Origin of the sequence: Croceifilum oryzae (assembly GCF_030814315.1) — a bacterium.
Classification (GTDB): domain Bacteria; phylum Bacillota; class Bacilli; order Thermoactinomycetales; family Thermoactinomycetaceae; genus Baia; species Baia oryzae.
Window position 1 is genome coordinate 64,882 of sequence record NZ_JAUSUV010000002.1, and the last position, 17,227, is coordinate 82,108.

The window sequence follows — 17,227 nt, forward strand, 5'->3', positions numbered from 1 at the left end:
GAGGTGAAACAAATGAGTCGTGTTGCCTTTCATACGTTAGGATGTAAGGTTAATTCCTATGAAACAGAGGCTATGTGGCAATTGTTTCAACAAGCCGGATATCAAAAAGTAGATTTTGAACAAGAGGCAGATGTTTACTTGATTAATACCTGTACCGTTACGAACACAGGTGATAAAAAGAGTCGGCAGATTATTCGGCGTGCCGTTCGTCAGAATCCAGATGCTGTCATTGCTGTAACCGGTTGTTATGCACAAACTTCTCCCGCAGAAGTAGCGGCTATCCCGGGTGTCGACATCGTCGTAGGAACGCAAGGGCGGGATCAACTGGTAGGTTATGTTGATCAGTTCCGTCAAGAACGACTGCCGATTAACGCGGTAGGAAATATTATGAAGCAACGTGAATACGAGGAGTTAGAGGTTCCAACGTTTTCCGATCGTACGCGTGCTTCCTTGAAGATTCAAGAAGGATGTAACAACTTCTGTACCTTCTGTATTATTCCGTGGGCCAAGGGTCTTTCACGTAGCCGAAAGCCCGAAAATGTACTTGCTCAAGCACACCAGCTAGTGGAGGCGGATTATAAAGAGATCGTGTTAACCGGTATTCATACTGGTGGTTATGGCGATGACTTTGAGGATTATAAACTAGCCGACCTCCTATGGGACTTGGACCGCGTTGAAGGACTCAAACGAATTCGGATCAGCTCGATCGAAGCGAGCCAAGTAAACGAAAAAGTGATTGAAGTCCTAAATGCATCCGAGAAAATGTGTCGCCATTTGCATATCCCTCTGCAAGCTGGTGACAACGAAGTTTTAAAGCGTATGCGCCGTAAATATACCGTAGAAGAATATCGAGAAACGATTCGCCAATTACACGAGGCAATGCCAAACCTAGCGATTACTACAGATGTGATCGTTGGCTTCCCTGGTGAAACCGATGAACAATTTGAAAATGGACTCCGTTTTGTAGAAGAATTGGGGATGTATCAACTTCACGTTTTCCCATATTCGAAACGAACCGGTACACCAGCCGCGCGTATGACCGATCAAGTGCCTGAGAATATTAAAAACGAACGCGTGCGCAAATTCATCGAGCTTTCCAAACGTCTCCAACTACAATACTCTAAGCAATTTGTCGGAGATGTACTCGAAGTAATCCCTGAGCGCCCGTATAAAGAAGATCCAACCAGTGGCTTGTACATGGGTTACGCAGACAACTATCTCCAAGTCGCTTTCCCTGCAACCGAGGAGATGATAGGCAAAGTTTGCAAAGTGAAAATTGACCAAGCAGAAGCTGATTACGTCTTTGGCTCTTTCGTCCGCATCATCGACGAAGTCCCACGCCCAGCCGTTTTATCGAATTAAGGGGATTACCCCATATCTTCGTATTCTGGAAGCGAGGCAAAACCATGCAAGAAATATCTGCTGGTGGCGTAGTGTATCGAGTGAATCAGGAGGGTTACCAAATCCTCCTGATTCACGATCGCTACGGGAAAATGACTCTCCCTAAAGGGAAAAGAGAAGGCCTGGAAACAGAGGAAGAGAACGCTCTGCGAGAAGTATTGGAAGAAACTAACGTCAAAGGGCAAATAACCCAAAAATTACATACGATTCACTATACCTATCAACACCCATTACATGGAGAAATTGAGAAAACCGTACACTATTACTTAATCGAAGCAATCGAGGGCGAAATCAAGCCACAGCTTGAAGAAATTCAGCATGTGGGGTGGTATTCTGTAGAAGAGGCCTACTTGACCCAAAAAGAAAAAGGCTATCCCAACAACCATATTATCTTTGATAAAGCGTATGATGCTTTACAACTGAACAAAGGGGTTTAACGAAATGGCACAAAAAAACATCGCACGCATGATCGATCACACTCTATTAAAGCCAGATGCAACCAAAGATCAAATTCTCCAGCTCTGTAAAGAAGCGAGAGAACATGTATTTGCTTCCGTTTGCATCAATCCATATTGGATTAGCTTAGCCGCAAAAGAGCTCACTGGATCCGAAGTAAAAGTATGTACCGTAGTCGGATTCCCGTTAGGTGCTTCTACCAGTGAAGCAAAAGCATTTGAAACCAAAGATGCCATCGCAAAAGGTGCAGAAGAGATCGATATGGTTATGAATATCGGAGCACTAAAATCCGGAGATCTCGAAACCGTAGAACAAGACATCCATGCCGTCGTAGAAGCAGCAAACGGCGTTCTCGTAAAAGTCATCCTAGAAACAGGTCTACTCAACGATGAAGAAATCGTACAAGCTTCCAAAGCTTCCAAAGCGGCTGGAGCTCACTTTGTAAAAACTTCAACGGGCTTTGGCCATGGCGGTGCCACCGTCGAAGCTGTTCGCCTCATGCGTCAAACCGTCGGTCCTGAACTAGGCGTAAAAGCATCCGGCGGCGTTCGCGACCTCGCCGGCGCCGAAGCCATCATCGAAGCTGGTGCCAACCGCATCGGAGCCAGTGCCAGCATCGCCATCGTCACCGGCGGCACAGGCACCGGAGCATACTAAATAAACGAAGCAGGTTTTTGGCTAGAAATAAGGATCATTACTGTCTCATTATCTTCAGACAGTAATGATCCTTATTTCAGCATACTAACTCAAACTACGGGCGTGTAGGAAACCTAAGCGCTCTTTTTGTATTTTGTACGTGTATAAGCAGAAGCTCTATGGTACAGACAGCCTAGGTAAGGTACTAAGCATTTATTTTCTTGCGATTGGCTCTATCTTTGCTTCTTGACTACTACCTGAACAAGTTTACCAACAAACCAGTAAATGAAGACGGAATAGGGGCAACGTATCTGATCACTGCGATGTTTGTGAGCCTACCCAGCGTAGTTATTCGTAGCAAGGGCGTTTTGTGGCAATGTTTGAGCGTACTTTGCGAGTTTTGCCACTTGCCCGAAGCGAAGAAGGACGAAGCGGTCACACCCTCATCTTCGAGGCTCACCATTGAGCTGTGGTCAGATACATTGCCCCGAGCCAGCTCCAATCAACCTCTCACATCCTGTGGCTCACTATTGAGCTGGTGGACAGATGCATTGCCCCGAGCCTGCTCCAAAGTTACCGCCCCCAACTTCTCCAAGCCAAAACCCGCTTCTCCGGAATCAACCACTCCACCAACCGAGCAAACTGACCTGCAAACGGCAACACCACCACCGAACACAACACATTAAAGATCGTCTGCACATGAGCCACCTGAGTCGCAAGGTTATTCGATAAAGAGGGAACCCACTGTTCCATCCAAGGAATCAACGGAGCAAAAGCTACCACACCCCCGATATTTAAAATCAGGTGTGCAAAAGCAACTCGCCGTGCATATGTATTCGTTTGAATCGCCGCAATCAGGCCCGTTACACACGTTCCAACATTGCTCCCGAGTACAATCGCCATAGCAAAAGAAAGATCAATTGCTCCTGTCGCATAGAAGCCCATAGCAAAAGCTGTTGTAGCACTACTACTGTGGATGAGCGCAGTTATAATCGCCCCAACCACGACTCCCGTTAAGATCGGATTTCCACCTAACGCCATCAATTGGTCCAAGTAACCCAGTTCTTTTAAGGGCATTGCAATCTCTTGCATCATCTCGACTCCCCAAAAGATCCCTGCAAATCCTGTCGCCACCCAACCCAGTTGCTTTCCGGTATACCAAGGAAGTAAAATCATAATGACCCCAACCATTAACAAGGGTACAAAGAAATCCTCTATTTTTAATGCTAGGATCTGCGTCGTTACGGTTGTACCAATGTTGGTTCCTAAGATAATCCCAATCGAGTGAGTAAAAGACAAGATTCCCGCATTTACAAATCCAATTGTTAAAACCGTTACCGCTGTACTACTTTGTAGTAGAGCTGTTGTAAGCGTCCCTGTCAAAAAACCTCGCCAAGGAGTCTTCGTGAAGCGTAGAATCCAATCCTGTAATCGATTTTCGGCAAGACGCTCTAAGCCGCCGCGCATGAGACGCATTCCGTATAAGAATATGGCAAGCCCTAGACATAGTGGGAAAATGATTTCGTGCCACATACCTGTTCACCTCTTCAACCATGTATATGGACAAGAGTGAAATTCGATGACAGAATGGTGAGATGAACAAGATTTCACAAAGCGTCCCTGAAATGGACAAATCTTTGCCGTTATAATGAATGTAACCAAAAAAATAGCCTCCATGTTGGAAGCGAAAGATGATACATATTATCTTCTTCTTTTACGTGAAGGGGAGGAGCTTGGTGAATCTAATTCGCTATAAGTGGTGCGATATGGCTCTGACCAACCGGGGAGTGCTCTCGGACGTTCTTCCTTAGTGCGGCGTTTTTTGGATGCCGGTTCTGGTGCACCGAAGATGGCACAGGGTTCATCCAATGAATCGAAATCAGGCTCAGCTAAGCGAGATTTTTTGGCTGGTGCTGGCTCATCTGACTGTCTACCGTAGGAAGGATGGAATTCATCAAATCCATTGAAACCACCAAACTCGGCAAAACTACCGAACTCACCAAAACCACTGAAGTTATGGTCATGATTATGATCCATCTTTTGCTTAGAAGACTTTGGAGTTGGAGAGGTCATATTTTGTTTGCTGCTTTCAAATTGTACTATCTCTTCTTGAACAATTTTGCGAATCAGTCTACGAAGTTGAGATTCATTTAATGCATTTTTTTTCATGTATTATCCCACCTTTGAAGAAAATCGTGATAGCAGTATATGCCAAATGAAGCGAATGGTGTATGTTTTATGGAAAGGAGGGCTGAGAAATGCCAACCAGTTCAGAATGTATTTTTTGTAAAATTGTAGCAGGCGATATACCGTGTCAGAAAGTGTATGAAGACGAACATGTCATTGCATTTCATGATTTATATCCTGTTGCGCCAAGTCATGTACTTGTCATTCCCAAAAAGCATGTTTCCACTCTCATGGATTTTTCGGAGGAAGATACCGAGCAAATGGGAAGAATTTTGCAGGGTGCTTTGCAGGTAGCTAAAAAATTAGGACTTGACGAAGATGGCTTCCGTGTGGTTAATAATATGGGGGAGTATGGTGGTCAAACCGTATACCATGTTCATTTTCACGTCTTAGGCGGTCGTCATTTGACATGGCCTCCAGGTTAAGGGAAGTCCTTTGACATCTCGTTGCTATATACGGTATAATGGAGTTTGACTATATCTGTCCCAACGGAGTCAAGAGTGGCTAGGGAATATCATTTTAAGCATCTGACTCATCCCAACGTTGGCTATTTATCTTATGCAGGTGTCGTGGATGTTGCCATCCTTCTATGGGATCGGTCCGCTACTTGCGTGTATTTGTGGGTCCTCTTACCCGAGCAGCAGACCCGTGGAGGGAGGGAAAATCATGGTCGAAACTAAAGTTCGTAAAAACGAATCCTTGGATACAGCTCTTCGCCGGTTTAAACGTTCCTGCGCGAAGGACGGTGTGCTCTCTGAAGTACGTAAACGTGAGCGCTATGACAAACCAAGTATTAAGCGCAAGAAAAAAGCTGAGGCTGCGCGTAGAAATAAGCGTAAATAAATAGCGAGGTGACTCCAAGTGAGTCTTGCACAGCAGCTAACACAAGATATGAAAACCGCCCTTAAATCGGGAGATAAAGAGCGCTTGTCTGTTATTCGGATGGTTCTAGCTTCGATTAAGAAGTCTGAAATAGATAATCGTGGTCCATTGAACGATGAAGGAACGTTACAAGTAGTCTTGCGCGAAGTAAAACAACGCCAAGACTCGATAAGCGAATATGAAAAGGCAGATCGTCAAGATCTGGCTGATAAAGAACGCTTTGAATTGGGAGTTTTGCAAGCCTATCTTCCTGAACAGCTAAGCGAAGAAGAAGTACGGGCAATCGTACTTGAAACGATCCAAGCGGTGGGTGCTTCTAGTAAAGCTGACATGGGGAAAGCAATGGGTGCTATTTTGCCAAAGGTGAAAGGGAAAGCTGACGGCAAACTAGTGAGTAAACTTGTCCAAGAAGCTTTAAGCTAAGTAAAAGCAGTATGATCTTTTTACGAGGATCATACTGCTTTTCTTTTTGTGCGATCAAATTCAGGTTTTAACAGTCTGTTAAGCAGGGAACAAAGGTAAGGAAATGAAAGGAGGGTTCCGTTTGCATCGATGCTCATGGATGGTGAAGGCGAGCCTACTTTTTTTGGTTGCCATGATTCCGAGTCAAGTCTGGGCAGCTGGTAGTACAGACAGTGGAACGGCGATTGGGAGCACTCCATGGCTTCTATGGATGTTAGTGAGCATAGGGCTACTGGGGCTGGTGTTGGAAGCGATGATGCCAGGTCACCTTGTCTCAGGTTTGGTAAGTGTTTTTTCATTTGCTATCTATTTTTGGCTACGATTTGGTCAGAATGAAACAAATTGGCTTATCGTGGGAGCTTTTGTTGTTGGATTTGTCTTATTATTTATTGAAATTTTCATACCTGGATTTGGTCTATTTGGTGCCTTGGGAGTTGTTGGGATTTTTTATGCTATTATTATGGCAGCTCCGTCCATGGTCGAGGGAATGGTTGCATTAGGCTTAGGATTGATCATTACGTTTACCGCTTTATGGATTCTTTATCGGTTCTTTGGATTACGATCCAAATGGGGAAATCTAGTTCTAACAAGTACGCAAGATAGGAAAACCGGCTTTAACGCTAGCAAAGATCGTAGTCATTTGATCGGGCAACGTGGAGTTACCGTTACACCACTGAGGACGTCGGGTTGGGTTCTGTTTGAACACGGTCGCGAAGATGTAGTAAGTGATGGAGAGATGATTCCTAACAGCACTGTGGTGGAAGTAACCTTGGTTGAAGGGAATCGTGTAGTGGTCTCTAGAGTCCGAGAGGATGACAAATTGGAACAGTAAGAGAAATCAAAGGAGAGTGTGTTATGGATATGGCACAAATTATGCCTGTCATTGTAGGAGTTTTGATTGTAATTGGTATTTTATTATTCTTTAATATGGTCCCTGTAATGTTATGGATTAGCGCATGGGCATCTGGAGCTTATATCGGGTTGGTTAAATTGGTGGCAATGCGTTTACGTCGAATCACACCAAGCCGAGTTGTAAACCCCTACATTAAAGCTAGAAAAGCGGGCTTAGATGTAACGATCGATCAACTTGAAACCCATTTGCTTGCGGGAGGGAATGTGGATCGAGTCGTGGATGCTTTAATTGCCGCAGAACGTGCCAATATTAACCTCGAATTTGTGAAAGCTGTTGCGATTGACCTTGCTGGTCGAGATGTATTAGAAGCCGTGCAAATGAGTGTAAACCCAAAGGTGATTACGACTCCGATTGTATCCGCAGTAGCAAAAGACGGGATTGAAGTAAAGGTATTGGCTCGGGTAACCGTTCGTGCCAACATTGACCGCCTTGTAGGGGGTGCTGGTGAAGAAACGATTCTTGCACGTGTAGGTGAGGGGATCGTTACAACAAACGGTGGTGCCGAGAGTCATAAAGAGATTTTAAAGCATCCTGATATGATTTCTGAAACCGTTCTTAGAAAAGGGCTAGACGCAGGGACAGCTTTTGAAATTCTATCGATTGACATCGCTGAAATTGATATCGGGAAGAACATTGGTGCACAGCTTCAAACGGATCAAGCTGAAGCAGATAAGCGAATTGCTCAAGCTAAGGCAGAAGAGCGTCGTGCGATGGCTGTTGCGACAGAACAAGAAAACCGTGCGCGTGTGGAAGAGATGCGTGCAAATGTGGTTCAAGCAGAAGCTGAGGTGCCGTTAGCATTGGCAGATGCCCTTCGCAATGGAAAGATCGGCTACATGGACTACTTGCAAATGCAAAACATCGAAGCGGATACCAAGATGCGGAAGAACATTAGTGGTTCCGAAACAGAGAATGAGTAACCTCCACTACAGAACAGGAGGAGACAGTAATGGGTAGTATCGCTATTATTATTGCGGTTTTCGCAGGTCTCTTTAAATTATTTGATTACATCCTTAGGGCAAATAATAAGAAACCTGTTTTTACGCCTGCGATTAATCGACTTGAGGATTTTATGGACTTTATAGATGACGATGATGATGAAGACAGCCCTAAAAAGAAAAAGCGCCATGAGGCATCATCTAAGCCTATTGAAATCCAAGAAATGAAGCCAATGCACTCAGAACCAGTATTTCCAAGAGCTTCCGAGCAATTTCGCCCTAACCCCAGTCGCTTGAGTCAGGGAGTACAACAAGCAAAAATCACTGTTAAACCCAAGCGCATATTTTCGCCTAGTGAAGTACAAAAGGCGTTTGTTCATAGGGAAATATTAGGAGCTCCAAGAGCCCTAAATCCATATAGATCGAGACGTTATCCTCGTTAACTGCTTAGGTTTTCCTAGGCAGTTTTTTTATGCTTATTTTGCTTGGTAACATATGTGCATACTACGATTCAACAAAAGCTCCATACTATCGATAAGGAGGTGATAGTAATGGACCATTTTTCTCGTAGCTCCAACCGTTTGTTAGTTCCCGGAGCATCGTCTGTACTAAATCAATTCAAAGAAGAAATCGCAGCTGAGTTAGGTGTAACATTAGGATCAGAGACAACAGCACGTTCTAATGGATCCGTAGGTGGAGAAATCACAAAACGCTTGATTGCCCAATCTCAGCAACAAATGAACTAATTACAGAAGGAAATTAGACAGCTATTTACGGTCAGAGGTAGATAGCTGTTTTACTTTGTTCATAAATAGGCATCTTTAGTCATATGGTACAACAAGGAGATGGAGGGACCCCATGAAGAAAAAATGGAATAGTCACATGCGAGATTGGGCTTCAAAATGGCTAGACCTACCACCAGACGTGGCAAGTGAAGTCCCTCGAATCGAATGGATCGGCAATTACCGATTACGTGTAGAAAATTATAAGAAAATTGAGGAATTAACAGAGAAATCAATCTCTCTTTCCACCAAATTGGGATCACTCGAGATACTGGGTTCTCGCATTGTCGTAAAAGTAATTGACCCAGAAGTAGTGATCGTTGAGGGTGAAATTGAAGATGTCCGGTATAGAAGTAAGAAATAAGGGGCGAGAGCGTTGCTAGGAGTCAAAATGCCAAATACGGTTGAAGGAGAAGTAACCATTGAATGTCGTGGGGCGAACCTGACCCCTTTTTTAAATGATGTTGTACAAGCAGGAATTGTCCTAAGGCAGATTGAGTGGAAAGGGCAAGAGCTCGTTCAAATTACGATTCTTGTGCCAGATTTTAAACAGGTGATTGCTCTCCTGCGTCAATATCAGTGTAAGATGAAAATTGTAAAAAAATCAGGCTTACCTTTTCTTGTTGCAAGAGCTATGCGGAGAAAATTTTTTGCAATAGGTGCTATTTTATTTATTTCTTTTCTTTACATGTTAAGCTCATTAGTCTGGAAAATAGATATACTAGGCAATGAGAAGATACCGACACAACTTGTTCAAAATTTATTGCAAAAAGAAGGGGTTTATCCGGGACAATGGAAGGGGAAAATCCCTTCTCAAGAGGAGCTAAAACAACATCTTTTAAACCAACTTCCTCAGGCCACATGGATTGGGATTCAAACACAAGGAACCCGCGTAGTGGTCACCGTTGTAGAAAAAAAGGGAATTGATCAAGCGACGGAACCGAAAAAAGTGGGTCCTGTCAATTTGGTTGCAAAGAAAGACGCTTTTATTGTGGATTTAGCAGTGGAAAAAGGGAATCCATTGGTGAAAGTAAACGATACCGTTCAGAAGGGTCAGGTATTAGTCTCTGGTAAATATGGAGATCCTACCATTCAAGAAGGGGGACAAATCGTCGGAGCCAAAGGAATCGTTTTAGGTGAAGTTTGGTACGAGTCTAATATCGTAGTCCCGTTACAAATGGAGTATAAGAAATTTACTGGAAATCGGGTATCGAAAACGATTCCCATGATTGGAACGTGGCAGATTCGTAATCCATTTAGTAAGGATCATCCATATCAAACATTTGAAATTGTTCCCAAAGAGAGTTTTCTACAGATCGGAAAGTGGCGTTTTCCAATTGGTTGGACCAAGGAAGAGTATATGGAGACTGAGGTTGAAAAGAGGGTCTTAACTCCTGCCCAAGCGGTTGAGGAAGGAATGGACAAGGCCAAAGCCGAAATCCTAAATGTTGTAGGAAAAGATGGTAGGATTATCAGCCAAAAAATTTTGCAACAGTCTATAAAGAATGGTAGAGTTTATTTAAAAATTAACTTTGATGTAGTGGAAAACATTGCGGTTTCGAAGCCGCTTCTTCAAGGAGAATAAAACATTGAATCTCGAAGAACATACTAAAAAAATTCAACTTTCAAGTCCAGAAGAAGCATTAAGCTTATTCGGACCTCAAGACAATTATCTAAAGCAAATCGAAGCAAGCACAGAAGCCAAAATTCATACTCGTAGTTCTGCCATTACGATTACCGGGTCACACGAGGATTTAGAGGTATTAGGTCATTTATTTCATGTCCTGTTAACGTTAATTCGTCAAGGATTCCAATTGACGGAGCGAGATATCGTGTATGCAACCCGTTTGGCACAGCAAGGCACAGCAGATGAATTATTGGAGCTATATGGAGAAGAGATTGGCGTCTCTCATAAAAATCAGAAGGTACGTGTAAAGACATTAGGGCAGCGCCACTATGTAAGTGCGATGAAGAAGCATGATATCGTTTTTGGTATTGGTCCTGCTGGAACAGGTAAAACGTTTCTGGCAGTCGTCATGGCTGTTACAGCATTAAAGAACCATCATGTGAAGAAGATCGTCTTAACTAGACCCGCCGTTGAGGCAGGGGAGAGCCTTGGTTTTTTGCCAGGTGATCTACAAGAGAAGGTGGATCCGTACCTACGTCCGTTGTATGATGCATTGTATTTTATGTTAGGAAATGAGCAAGTAACGAAGCTGATGGAACGTGGATTGATTGAAGTGGCACCGCTTGCTTACATGCGTGGGCGAACGTTAGAAGATTCGTTTGTTATCTTAGATGAGGCACAAAATACGACACCCGAACAAATGAAGATGTTTTTGACTCGTCTCGGATTTGGCTCCAAGATGGTCGTGACAGGGGATGCCACACAAGTGGATTTACCAAAAGGAAAAAAATCTGGATTACGGGAAGCAGAACGCATCTTGAAGAAGATACCAGACCTAAAGTTTGTCTACCTTGGTCAAGAGGATGTCGTCCGCCATTCATTGGTTCAGAAGGTAATCGAAGCGTATGAGCAAGACGAGATGGATATCTAGTGTTCAATGACTTGACAAGGAGCCGATCTAGGATGAAAGGTAAAGAAATAGAACCATCTTTGTGGCTCGACCGCTTACGAGAGACAGAGTTTTGGAAGACAAGTAAAAAAGTAACATTTTTTTTATACGCGATCTTTGGGGTCGCGTTCTATTTATTGCTTATTGGAAATGTACTTCCAATGCAATATGAATTAAAAGAAGGAAGCATTAGTCCAAACACGATCACTGCCCCTGCCACGATTATCGATGAAGCGGCTACGCAAAAGGCCAAAGAACGAGCCGCACAAGGGGTTCCTCCTGTATTTACCAAAGATGATAAGGTTACAAATGATCAAATCGGTCAAATCGATCATTTTTTTAGTGAAGTACGATCTATCTTGTCTGAGAAATCGTTAAATGAAACTGAGAAAAAAAATAGAATGAAAGAAATCGTGGGAGGGAAGGAAGAAAAACTTAGTGAAGAGTTCTTTGGAAAATTAGTTCGCACCCCTGTTGATGATTTAACAGAGATTCGAGTGGGTACACGGGAAATCGTCGCGGAAATTATGGGTGATGGTGTAAAAGAGGCCGAATTAGCAGAGAAGACGCGGATTGTGGAGCAAAAATTTGCTACCCTTTCTCCACATTCTCGTGATTTGGTGCAAAAGCTAGCTAAATTTTATATCATTCCAAATGAATTCCCTGATGCTCCTAAAACGAAAGCGTTACAAGAAGCGGCGATGAATAATGCAGATCTGGTTAAAATTGAGCAGGGACAAAATATTGTTACCAAAGGTGAGAAAATCACTGCTGATCAATATGAGAAACTGAAGAAGTTCAAGATTCTCAGTTCTACTAATCTCTGGGGTTCTTATATAGGACTAGCCCTCTTACTAGTCGTGGTGCTTATCTTTTTCTATCTGTTTATCGGACGTTTTCATCCTTCTGTGGCACATGATAATTTTAAAATCATCATGTTATTTCTGGTGTTAACGATTTGTATGACGGGCATGAAACTAATTGCAATTGGACAAAATTTGGATGAATGGAGCATCTTAGGTTACTTAAGTCCTGCGGCACTGGGCGGAATGCTGGTAACACTTCTGTTAAATGTGGAACTAGGTTTTTTATGTATTGTTTACCTCAGTATTGTAACCAGTATGTTTTTTAGTGGTGAAGGTCACCAATTATTTGATTTTCGCTTTGGTTTAGTTGCACTAATGGGTGGGGTGGTAAGTGCTTTTTCTCTCTCAGGAGTCAAACGTCGGAGCTCTGTGCTATATGCAGGGATTTTTGGATCGATTGCCTCTGTAGTTACGATTATGGCTTTATTTTTCATCTTCCCAGCAGAGGGATGGAGTACCATTTGGAGATCTCTTACGCTAGGTCTGGTAGGAAGCATTTTCTGCTCTATTTTAACCATTGGATTTTTACCTGGTTTTGAATCTCTCTTCGGAATTTTGTCTCCTCTCCGTTTATTAGAGCTTAGTAATCCAAACCATCCATTGCTAAAGAAATTACTCTATGATGCTCCCGGTACCTATCACCATAGTGTGATTGTAGGGAATTTAGCAGAGTCTGGAGCAGAGGCGATTGGGGCCAATGGGCTTCTAGCCCGGGTAGGAGCGTATTATCATGACTTAGGGAAAACCAAACGCCCTCAATTTTTTATTGAAAATCAAATTGGGAAAGAAAACCCTCATGATAAAATATCACCAAACTTGAGTAAGACTATCATTATCTCCCATACACGTGATGGAGTGGAAATGCTAAAGCAATATCGAATCCCTGAACCCATTCAAGATATTGCCGCTCAGCATCATGGTACGACCCTCATCAAGTATTTTTATTTCAAAGCGCTAGAAGCAACGGACGGTATGAATGTGATCGAGGAAGATTATCGTTATCCGGGTCCTAAGCCTCAATTTAAAGAGGCAGCGATTGTGGGGATTGCAGACTGTGTGGAAGCAGCCGTTCGGTCAGTCGCGAAACCAACGCCTTCGCGGATTGAAGGGGTCATCAAAAAAATTATTCAACAAAGATTGGAAGATGGCCAGTTTGATGAATGTGACTTGACGATTAAGGAATTAGACCTCATTACTCAGGCGATGTGTGCCACTTTGCAGGGAATCTTTCATAATCGAATCGAATATCCAGAAGGACCAACCCTAACTGGAAAAGGAGCGAAGCAACATTGAGTGTAGTCATCGATCTTACCGTTGAAATCGAAGTAACAAAAGAACAGCAAGAAGCGATTGATATCATCGATTCTTGTCTGCAACAAGCAGCCAAAGTAGAAGAAATACCGGATGTCCAAGTAGCCGTTACGATTACCAATAACCAAGAAATTCAAGAGATTAATGCAGAGCATAGAGGAATGGATCGTCCTACAGACGTTTTGTCTTTCCCACTTTATGAAGCGGATGAAGAGTGGATGCTCGAAGAAGGGGAGGAAGCAGCCGCTATAGGAGATATCGTGATTTCACTCGATCGTGCCATTGAACAGGCAACTGATTATGGGCACTCCTTATCTAGAGAAATGGGATTTCTAGCTGTGCATGGTTTTCTACACTTACTAGGATATGACCATGAAACACCCGAGCAAGAGAAGGAAATGTTTCGTAGCCAAGAGCTCATCTTAGACCAAATTGGTTTGAGGAGGTAACCTTCCATCTTATGAAATGGGTGACCAAGGTATTAAATAGCTTTCGTTACGCATTAGAGGGGCTTCGGTATACTGCGGTCACACAGCGCAATATGCGAATTCATTTTGTAGTGGCGCTCGCAGTATTAGTCGTTAGCCTTTATCTTCCGTTAAGTAAATTTGAAGTGCTGGTACTGTTCGTCTCGATTGTGCTAGTATTATTTGCTGAGCTATTAAATACGGTGATCGAAGTGATTGTGGATATGGTGACCGAAGAATACCATCCACTAGCCAAAATAGCAAAAGATGTAGCCGCAGGAGCTGTTTTATTGACAGCAGGTCTTGCTGTAATCGTAGGAATTAGTGTATTTTATCCTTACCTCAATATGTTATTTCATCAAGTGTATAGCACTCAAAAGGTTCTTTATCCTGCGAACATCGGCTTGGCAGCACTCATTGCATTTGATTTCTTTTTGACTCTGATGGTGAAGGCATGGGTTCATCGTATGCGAAAGCCAGATTTAGAGCCTAGCATGAGTACTTCATTGTCTGTGTGTGTAGCAACGTTAATTGTGGCGGTGATCGGGAACTTAACGATTACGCTTTTGGTTTTGTGTTTGATTCTCCTATTCTTAGGAACTCGAGCACGTGTGCAAAAACCTACACCGATTTTCTTTGGAGCGGTCCTAGGTCTTGTCGTGGCACTCATGGGTGTACAACTTTTATAAGTAAATGTAAGGAAGGTAACGAGATGAAAAAGTTAATAGAATTAGCGATTGAAGCAAGGAAAAATGCATATGTACCCTATTCAAAATTTCCAGTTGGAGCAGCTCTTTTAGCTTCGGATGGTACCGTATTTAAAGGATGTAATGTTGAAAATGCTTCCTTTGGCTTAACAAATTGTGCAGAACGAACTGCGATCTTTAAAGCGGTTTCGGAAGGAGCGCATGGCTTTGAAGGCATTGCGATTGTAGCAGATACAGAAGGACCTGTTTCACCGTGTGGAGCTTGTCGCCAAGTATTATCCGAGCACTGTGCCCCTGAGATGAAAGTATGGCTAACGAATTTGCATGGGAAAGTACAAGAGACAACGGTCGGGGAACTGCTACCGGGTGCTTTTGTTAAGGGGGATTTGCACGTTGAGTAAAAAAATACATAAATCTGGTTTTGTTGCCTTAATTGGACGCCCCAATGTAGGCAAATCTACCTTGATGAATTACTTGATTGGTCAAAAAGTTGCGATTATGTCGGATAAGCCACAGACAACTCGTAACCAAATACGTGGAGTTTTAACCAATGAAGAAGGTCAGATTGTATTTTTGGATACGCCAGGGATCCATAAACCACAATCTCGTTTAGGTGAGTGGTTGGTGAAAACGGCACAAAATACACTAGCTGAAGTAGATTTGGTTCTGTTTTTGGTGGATGCAGGTGAAGGAATAGGTGCTGGCGATCGTTATATCATGGAGAACCTAAAAGGAGTACGGACACCAGTATTCCTAGTGGTGAATAAGATAGACCAAGTACATCCAGATAAGCTCTTTCCTATTATCGATGAATATCGAAAGATCCATGATTTCACAGAGATTGTCCCGATTTCAGCCTTGAAAGGGAATAATACGAATACACTAACAAATGTGATCTTCGAGCATCTACAAGAGGGACCAGCCTACTATCCATCGGATCAAGTAACAGACCATCCGGAGAGATTCATTGTCGGGGAACTGGTCCGTGAAAAAGTATTAGAGCTGACGAAAGAAGAAATTCCTCATTCTGTTGCGGTTGTCGTAGAAGAAATGAGTATTCGTGAAAATCAGCAGACGATCTATATTCGAGCTGAGATCTATACGGAACGTACCTCTCAAAAAGGGATTTTGATCGGTAAACAAGGTGCGTTGTTAAAAGAAGTAGGAAAACGGGCACGTGCCGAAATTGAACCGTTACTGGGATATAAAGTCTTTCTTGATTTATGGGTGAAAGTAAAAAAAGACTGGAGAAATGCAGATTTCTATATACGGCAATTTGGTTATCGGGATGAAGATTATTCATAATAAAACTTGCCAATTTTTCCATCTCATATGAATCCCCTTCTTCGGTCATCTTAAGAAATGTACAGGTACATCAGCAGAAAGGACGATGCTAGATGCGTAATTTTTCGTGGCATTGCTTCTCTACGACTGGCGATATCGAAGCCTATTTACTTTATAAAGAGTGTGAGGCGTTGGCTGGTGGATGTGACCAGAGACTGATTGAAGATGAGGAAGAAGAAGGGTAGAAAGGGCTAGCCAATGTTAGTAAAGATTGAGGGAATTGTCATCAGGGCGCGTTCATTTGGTGAGAGCAATCAAGTGGTTCAAGTTTACTCAGAGCATCTTGGAAAGCTTTCCTTTGTAGCGCGAGGTGCTAAGAAAACAAGAAGTCGGTTTAGTGCGTTGACACAACCTTTTACGATTGCCAACTTTGTCTGTTTTTCAAGTGGAAACGGTCTGCCAACATTAAACCAAGCAGATCTCGTCCATTCCCATCAAGCCATTAGGCAAGATTTACTACGAACTTCATATGGAGCATACTGGTTAGACTTAGTAGACCATCTCTTTGAGGAGCGGGAACCGAACCCGGGTTTATATCGCTTTCTAAAAACAGCTTTCAATTGGTTAGAACAAGAAAAGGACCCCGATATACTCACACGCATGGTTGAATGTAAAATGATGGCTGCTGGTGGCTATCGACCTATCTTACACGCGTGTGCTCAATGCGGGTCCGAAGAACGCCGTCCTGTTACCTTTAGCATTTATCAGGGCGGTTTTCTATGTGAAGCATGTAAACATACTGATTCCCGCTCGATTCCTTTATCTGATGCAACAATTCGCATTCTTCCTGTTCTGGTGAATCTTCCGATTGACCGACTCGGGGAAATTACGATCAAAGAAGAAACGAAGCAGCAGCTGGAAAGAGTCATACGATCGTTTCTGACTGAGCATGTGGATGTAAGGCTTAAATCGTGGGATATTCTTGAACAGATGCGTAAAGTCTGGACAGCTTCGGATGATTCTACTTTTTAATAGTCTGGAGCTAACTATCAATATTAACGATGCTGATTAAGAAAACTTTTCTCAGTATCCTTGACTTGACACCCCAGAGTATTTCTACTACATTTAAAGTTATAATCGAATGACCGTGCTACGAAGGAAAAGAGTACCTAGGAAGAGTTGCCAAAGCGAATCAGGGGTAGTGAAAGCCTGAACAACCAACCTAGCGAAGGGCAGTCTGGAGCACGGAACGGAATGAAGGCGGATAGTAACAACATCGTTGCTATCAATTAGGGTGGAACCGCGGGAGTAAGCCTCTCGTCCCTATGACGAAGATCCATGGTGATCTTGGTTATAGGG

General features: G+C 43.1%; 22 protein-coding genes. 20 read left to right on the forward strand and 2 right to left on the reverse strand.

All coding sequences use genetic code 11. The annotated features are described in order from the left end of the window. The first annotated feature begins 12 nt into the window (after nucleotides 1-12). From mtaB to deoC, 3 genes are read left to right on the forward strand one after another with little or no spacing between them, the layout of a single operon-like run. Nucleotides 13-1,362 carry a tRNA (N(6)-L-threonylcarbamoyladenosine(37)-C(2))-methylthiotransferase MtaB gene (mtaB, locus tag J2Z48_RS02000; protein ID WP_307250523.1) on the forward strand — a complete coding sequence of 450 codons (1,350 nt, stop codon included), beginning with the start codon at nucleotides 13-15 and terminating at the stop codon, nucleotides 1,360-1,362. Between the two features lie 44 nt (nucleotides 1,363-1,406). Continuing rightward, a complete protein-coding gene (locus J2Z48_RS02005) occupies nucleotides 1,407-1,838 on the forward strand; it encodes an NUDIX hydrolase (RefSeq protein WP_307250525.1) in 432 nt (143 codons plus the stop codon). A 4-nt stretch (nucleotides 1,839-1,842) separates the two neighbouring features. After that, nucleotides 1,843-2,514: a deoxyribose-phosphate aldolase gene (gene deoC, locus J2Z48_RS02010; protein WP_307250528.1), complete on the forward strand. Its 672-nt coding sequence runs from the start codon at nucleotides 1,843-1,845 to the stop codon at nucleotides 2,512-2,514. Between the two features lie 552 nt (nucleotides 2,515-3,066). Here the strand turns inward: deoC and J2Z48_RS02015 are convergent. Both J2Z48_RS02015 and J2Z48_RS02020 read right to left on the reverse strand, forming a co-directional pair. Beyond that, nucleotides 3,067-4,026 carry a Na/Pi cotransporter family protein gene (locus tag J2Z48_RS02015; RefSeq protein WP_307250530.1) on the reverse strand — a complete coding sequence of 320 codons (960 nt, stop codon included), beginning with the start codon at nucleotides 4,024-4,026 and terminating at the stop codon, nucleotides 3,067-3,069. A gap of 168 nt (nucleotides 4,027-4,194) precedes the next feature. Beyond that, a complete protein-coding gene (locus J2Z48_RS02020) occupies nucleotides 4,195-4,662 on the reverse strand; it encodes a hypothetical protein (protein ID WP_307250532.1) in 468 nt (155 codons plus the stop codon). A gap of 89 nt (nucleotides 4,663-4,751) precedes the next feature. On the opposite strand from J2Z48_RS02020, the gene J2Z48_RS02025 reads away from it, so the two are divergent. The 17 genes from J2Z48_RS02025 (at nucleotide 4,752) to recO (ending at nucleotide 16,900) form a co-directional block, all read left to right on the forward strand. After that, complete coding sequence (locus tag J2Z48_RS02025; RefSeq protein ID WP_307250534.1) at nucleotides 4,752-5,105, forward strand: histidine triad nucleotide-binding protein; 354 nt, start codon at nucleotides 4,752-4,754, stop codon at nucleotides 5,103-5,105. A gap of 241 nt (nucleotides 5,106-5,346) precedes the next feature. Next, nucleotides 5,347-5,523 carry a 30S ribosomal protein S21 gene (gene rpsU, locus J2Z48_RS02030; protein WP_072335574.1) on the forward strand — a complete coding sequence of 59 codons (177 nt, stop codon included), beginning with the start codon at nucleotides 5,347-5,349 and terminating at the stop codon, nucleotides 5,521-5,523. Nucleotides 5,524-5,541: 18 nt separating this feature from the next. Further along, nucleotides 5,542-5,985, forward strand: coding sequence for a GatB/YqeY domain-containing protein (locus tag J2Z48_RS02035; RefSeq protein WP_307250539.1), 444 nt, complete (start codon nucleotides 5,542-5,544; stop codon nucleotides 5,983-5,985). Nucleotides 5,986-6,106: 121 nt separating this feature from the next. Further along, entirely contained in the window at nucleotides 6,107-6,856 is a 750-nt protein-coding gene (locus tag J2Z48_RS02040) for an NfeD family protein (RefSeq protein ID WP_307250541.1), read from the forward strand. 29 nt (nucleotides 6,857-6,885) lie between these two features. Next, the gene (floA, locus tag J2Z48_RS02045; protein ID WP_370872856.1) at nucleotides 6,886-7,857 is read left to right on the forward strand and encodes a flotillin-like protein FloA; all 972 of its coding nucleotides are present in this window, start codon (nucleotides 6,886-6,888) and stop codon (nucleotides 7,855-7,857) included. Nucleotides 7,858-7,886: 29 nt separating this feature from the next. Continuing rightward, nucleotides 7,887-8,318: a hypothetical protein gene (locus tag J2Z48_RS02050; protein ID WP_307250545.1), complete on the forward strand. Its 432-nt coding sequence runs from the start codon at nucleotides 7,887-7,889 to the stop codon at nucleotides 8,316-8,318. Nucleotides 8,319-8,426: 108 nt separating this feature from the next. Continuing rightward, nucleotides 8,427-8,621: an alpha/beta-type small acid-soluble spore protein gene (locus J2Z48_RS02055; RefSeq protein WP_307250547.1), complete on the forward strand. Its 195-nt coding sequence runs from the start codon at nucleotides 8,427-8,429 to the stop codon at nucleotides 8,619-8,621. Nucleotides 8,622-8,733: 112 nt separating this feature from the next. Next, on the forward strand, nucleotides 8,734-9,021 hold the full coding sequence (locus J2Z48_RS02060; protein ID WP_307250549.1) for a YabP/YqfC family sporulation protein: 288 nt from the start codon (nucleotides 8,734-8,736) through the stop codon (nucleotides 9,019-9,021). Nucleotides 9,022-9,033: 12 nt separating this feature from the next. Next, nucleotides 9,034-10,242: a sporulation protein YqfD gene (gene yqfD / locus J2Z48_RS02065; RefSeq protein WP_307250551.1), complete on the forward strand. Its 1,209-nt coding sequence runs from the start codon at nucleotides 9,034-9,036 to the stop codon at nucleotides 10,240-10,242. Nucleotides 10,243-10,246: 4 nt separating this feature from the next. Then, nucleotides 10,247-11,215: a PhoH family protein gene (locus J2Z48_RS02070; protein WP_307250553.1), complete on the forward strand. Its 969-nt coding sequence runs from the start codon at nucleotides 10,247-10,249 to the stop codon at nucleotides 11,213-11,215. 32 nt (nucleotides 11,216-11,247) lie between these two features. Next, nucleotides 11,248-13,392 (forward strand): HD family phosphohydrolase, encoded by a 2,145-nt coding sequence (locus J2Z48_RS02075; RefSeq protein WP_307250554.1) that lies wholly within the window; start codon nucleotides 11,248-11,250, stop codon nucleotides 13,390-13,392. Then, complete coding sequence (gene ybeY / locus J2Z48_RS02080) at nucleotides 13,389-13,859, forward strand: rRNA maturation RNase YbeY (protein ID WP_307250560.1); 471 nt, start codon at nucleotides 13,389-13,391, stop codon at nucleotides 13,857-13,859. Before J2Z48_RS02075 ends, ybeY begins: the two co-directional genes overlap by 4 nt. 11 nt (nucleotides 13,860-13,870) lie before the next feature. Continuing rightward, on the forward strand, nucleotides 13,871-14,566 hold the full coding sequence (locus tag J2Z48_RS02085) for a diacylglycerol kinase (protein WP_307250562.1): 696 nt from the start codon (nucleotides 13,871-13,873) through the stop codon (nucleotides 14,564-14,566). Beyond that, nucleotides 14,563-14,985 carry a cytidine deaminase gene (locus J2Z48_RS02090; protein ID WP_307250965.1) on the forward strand — a complete coding sequence of 141 codons (423 nt, stop codon included), beginning with the start codon at nucleotides 14,563-14,565 and terminating at the stop codon, nucleotides 14,983-14,985. The genes J2Z48_RS02085 and J2Z48_RS02090 overlap by 4 nt, the downstream gene beginning before the upstream one ends. Further along, the gene (gene era, locus J2Z48_RS02095; RefSeq protein ID WP_307250564.1) at nucleotides 14,978-15,889 is read left to right on the forward strand and encodes a GTPase Era; all 912 of its coding nucleotides are present in this window, start codon (nucleotides 14,978-14,980) and stop codon (nucleotides 15,887-15,889) included. Before J2Z48_RS02090 ends, era begins: the two co-directional genes overlap by 8 nt. A gap of 92 nt (nucleotides 15,890-15,981) precedes the next feature. Continuing rightward, the gene (locus tag J2Z48_RS02100) at nucleotides 15,982-16,113 is read left to right on the forward strand and encodes a YqzL family protein (protein WP_093291498.1); all 132 of its coding nucleotides are present in this window, start codon (nucleotides 15,982-15,984) and stop codon (nucleotides 16,111-16,113) included. Nucleotides 16,114-16,126: 13 nt separating this feature from the next. Then, nucleotides 16,127-16,900, forward strand: coding sequence for a DNA repair protein RecO (gene recO / locus J2Z48_RS02105; protein WP_307250567.1), 774 nt, complete (start codon nucleotides 16,127-16,129; stop codon nucleotides 16,898-16,900). Nucleotides 16,901-17,227: the final 327 nt, after the last annotated feature.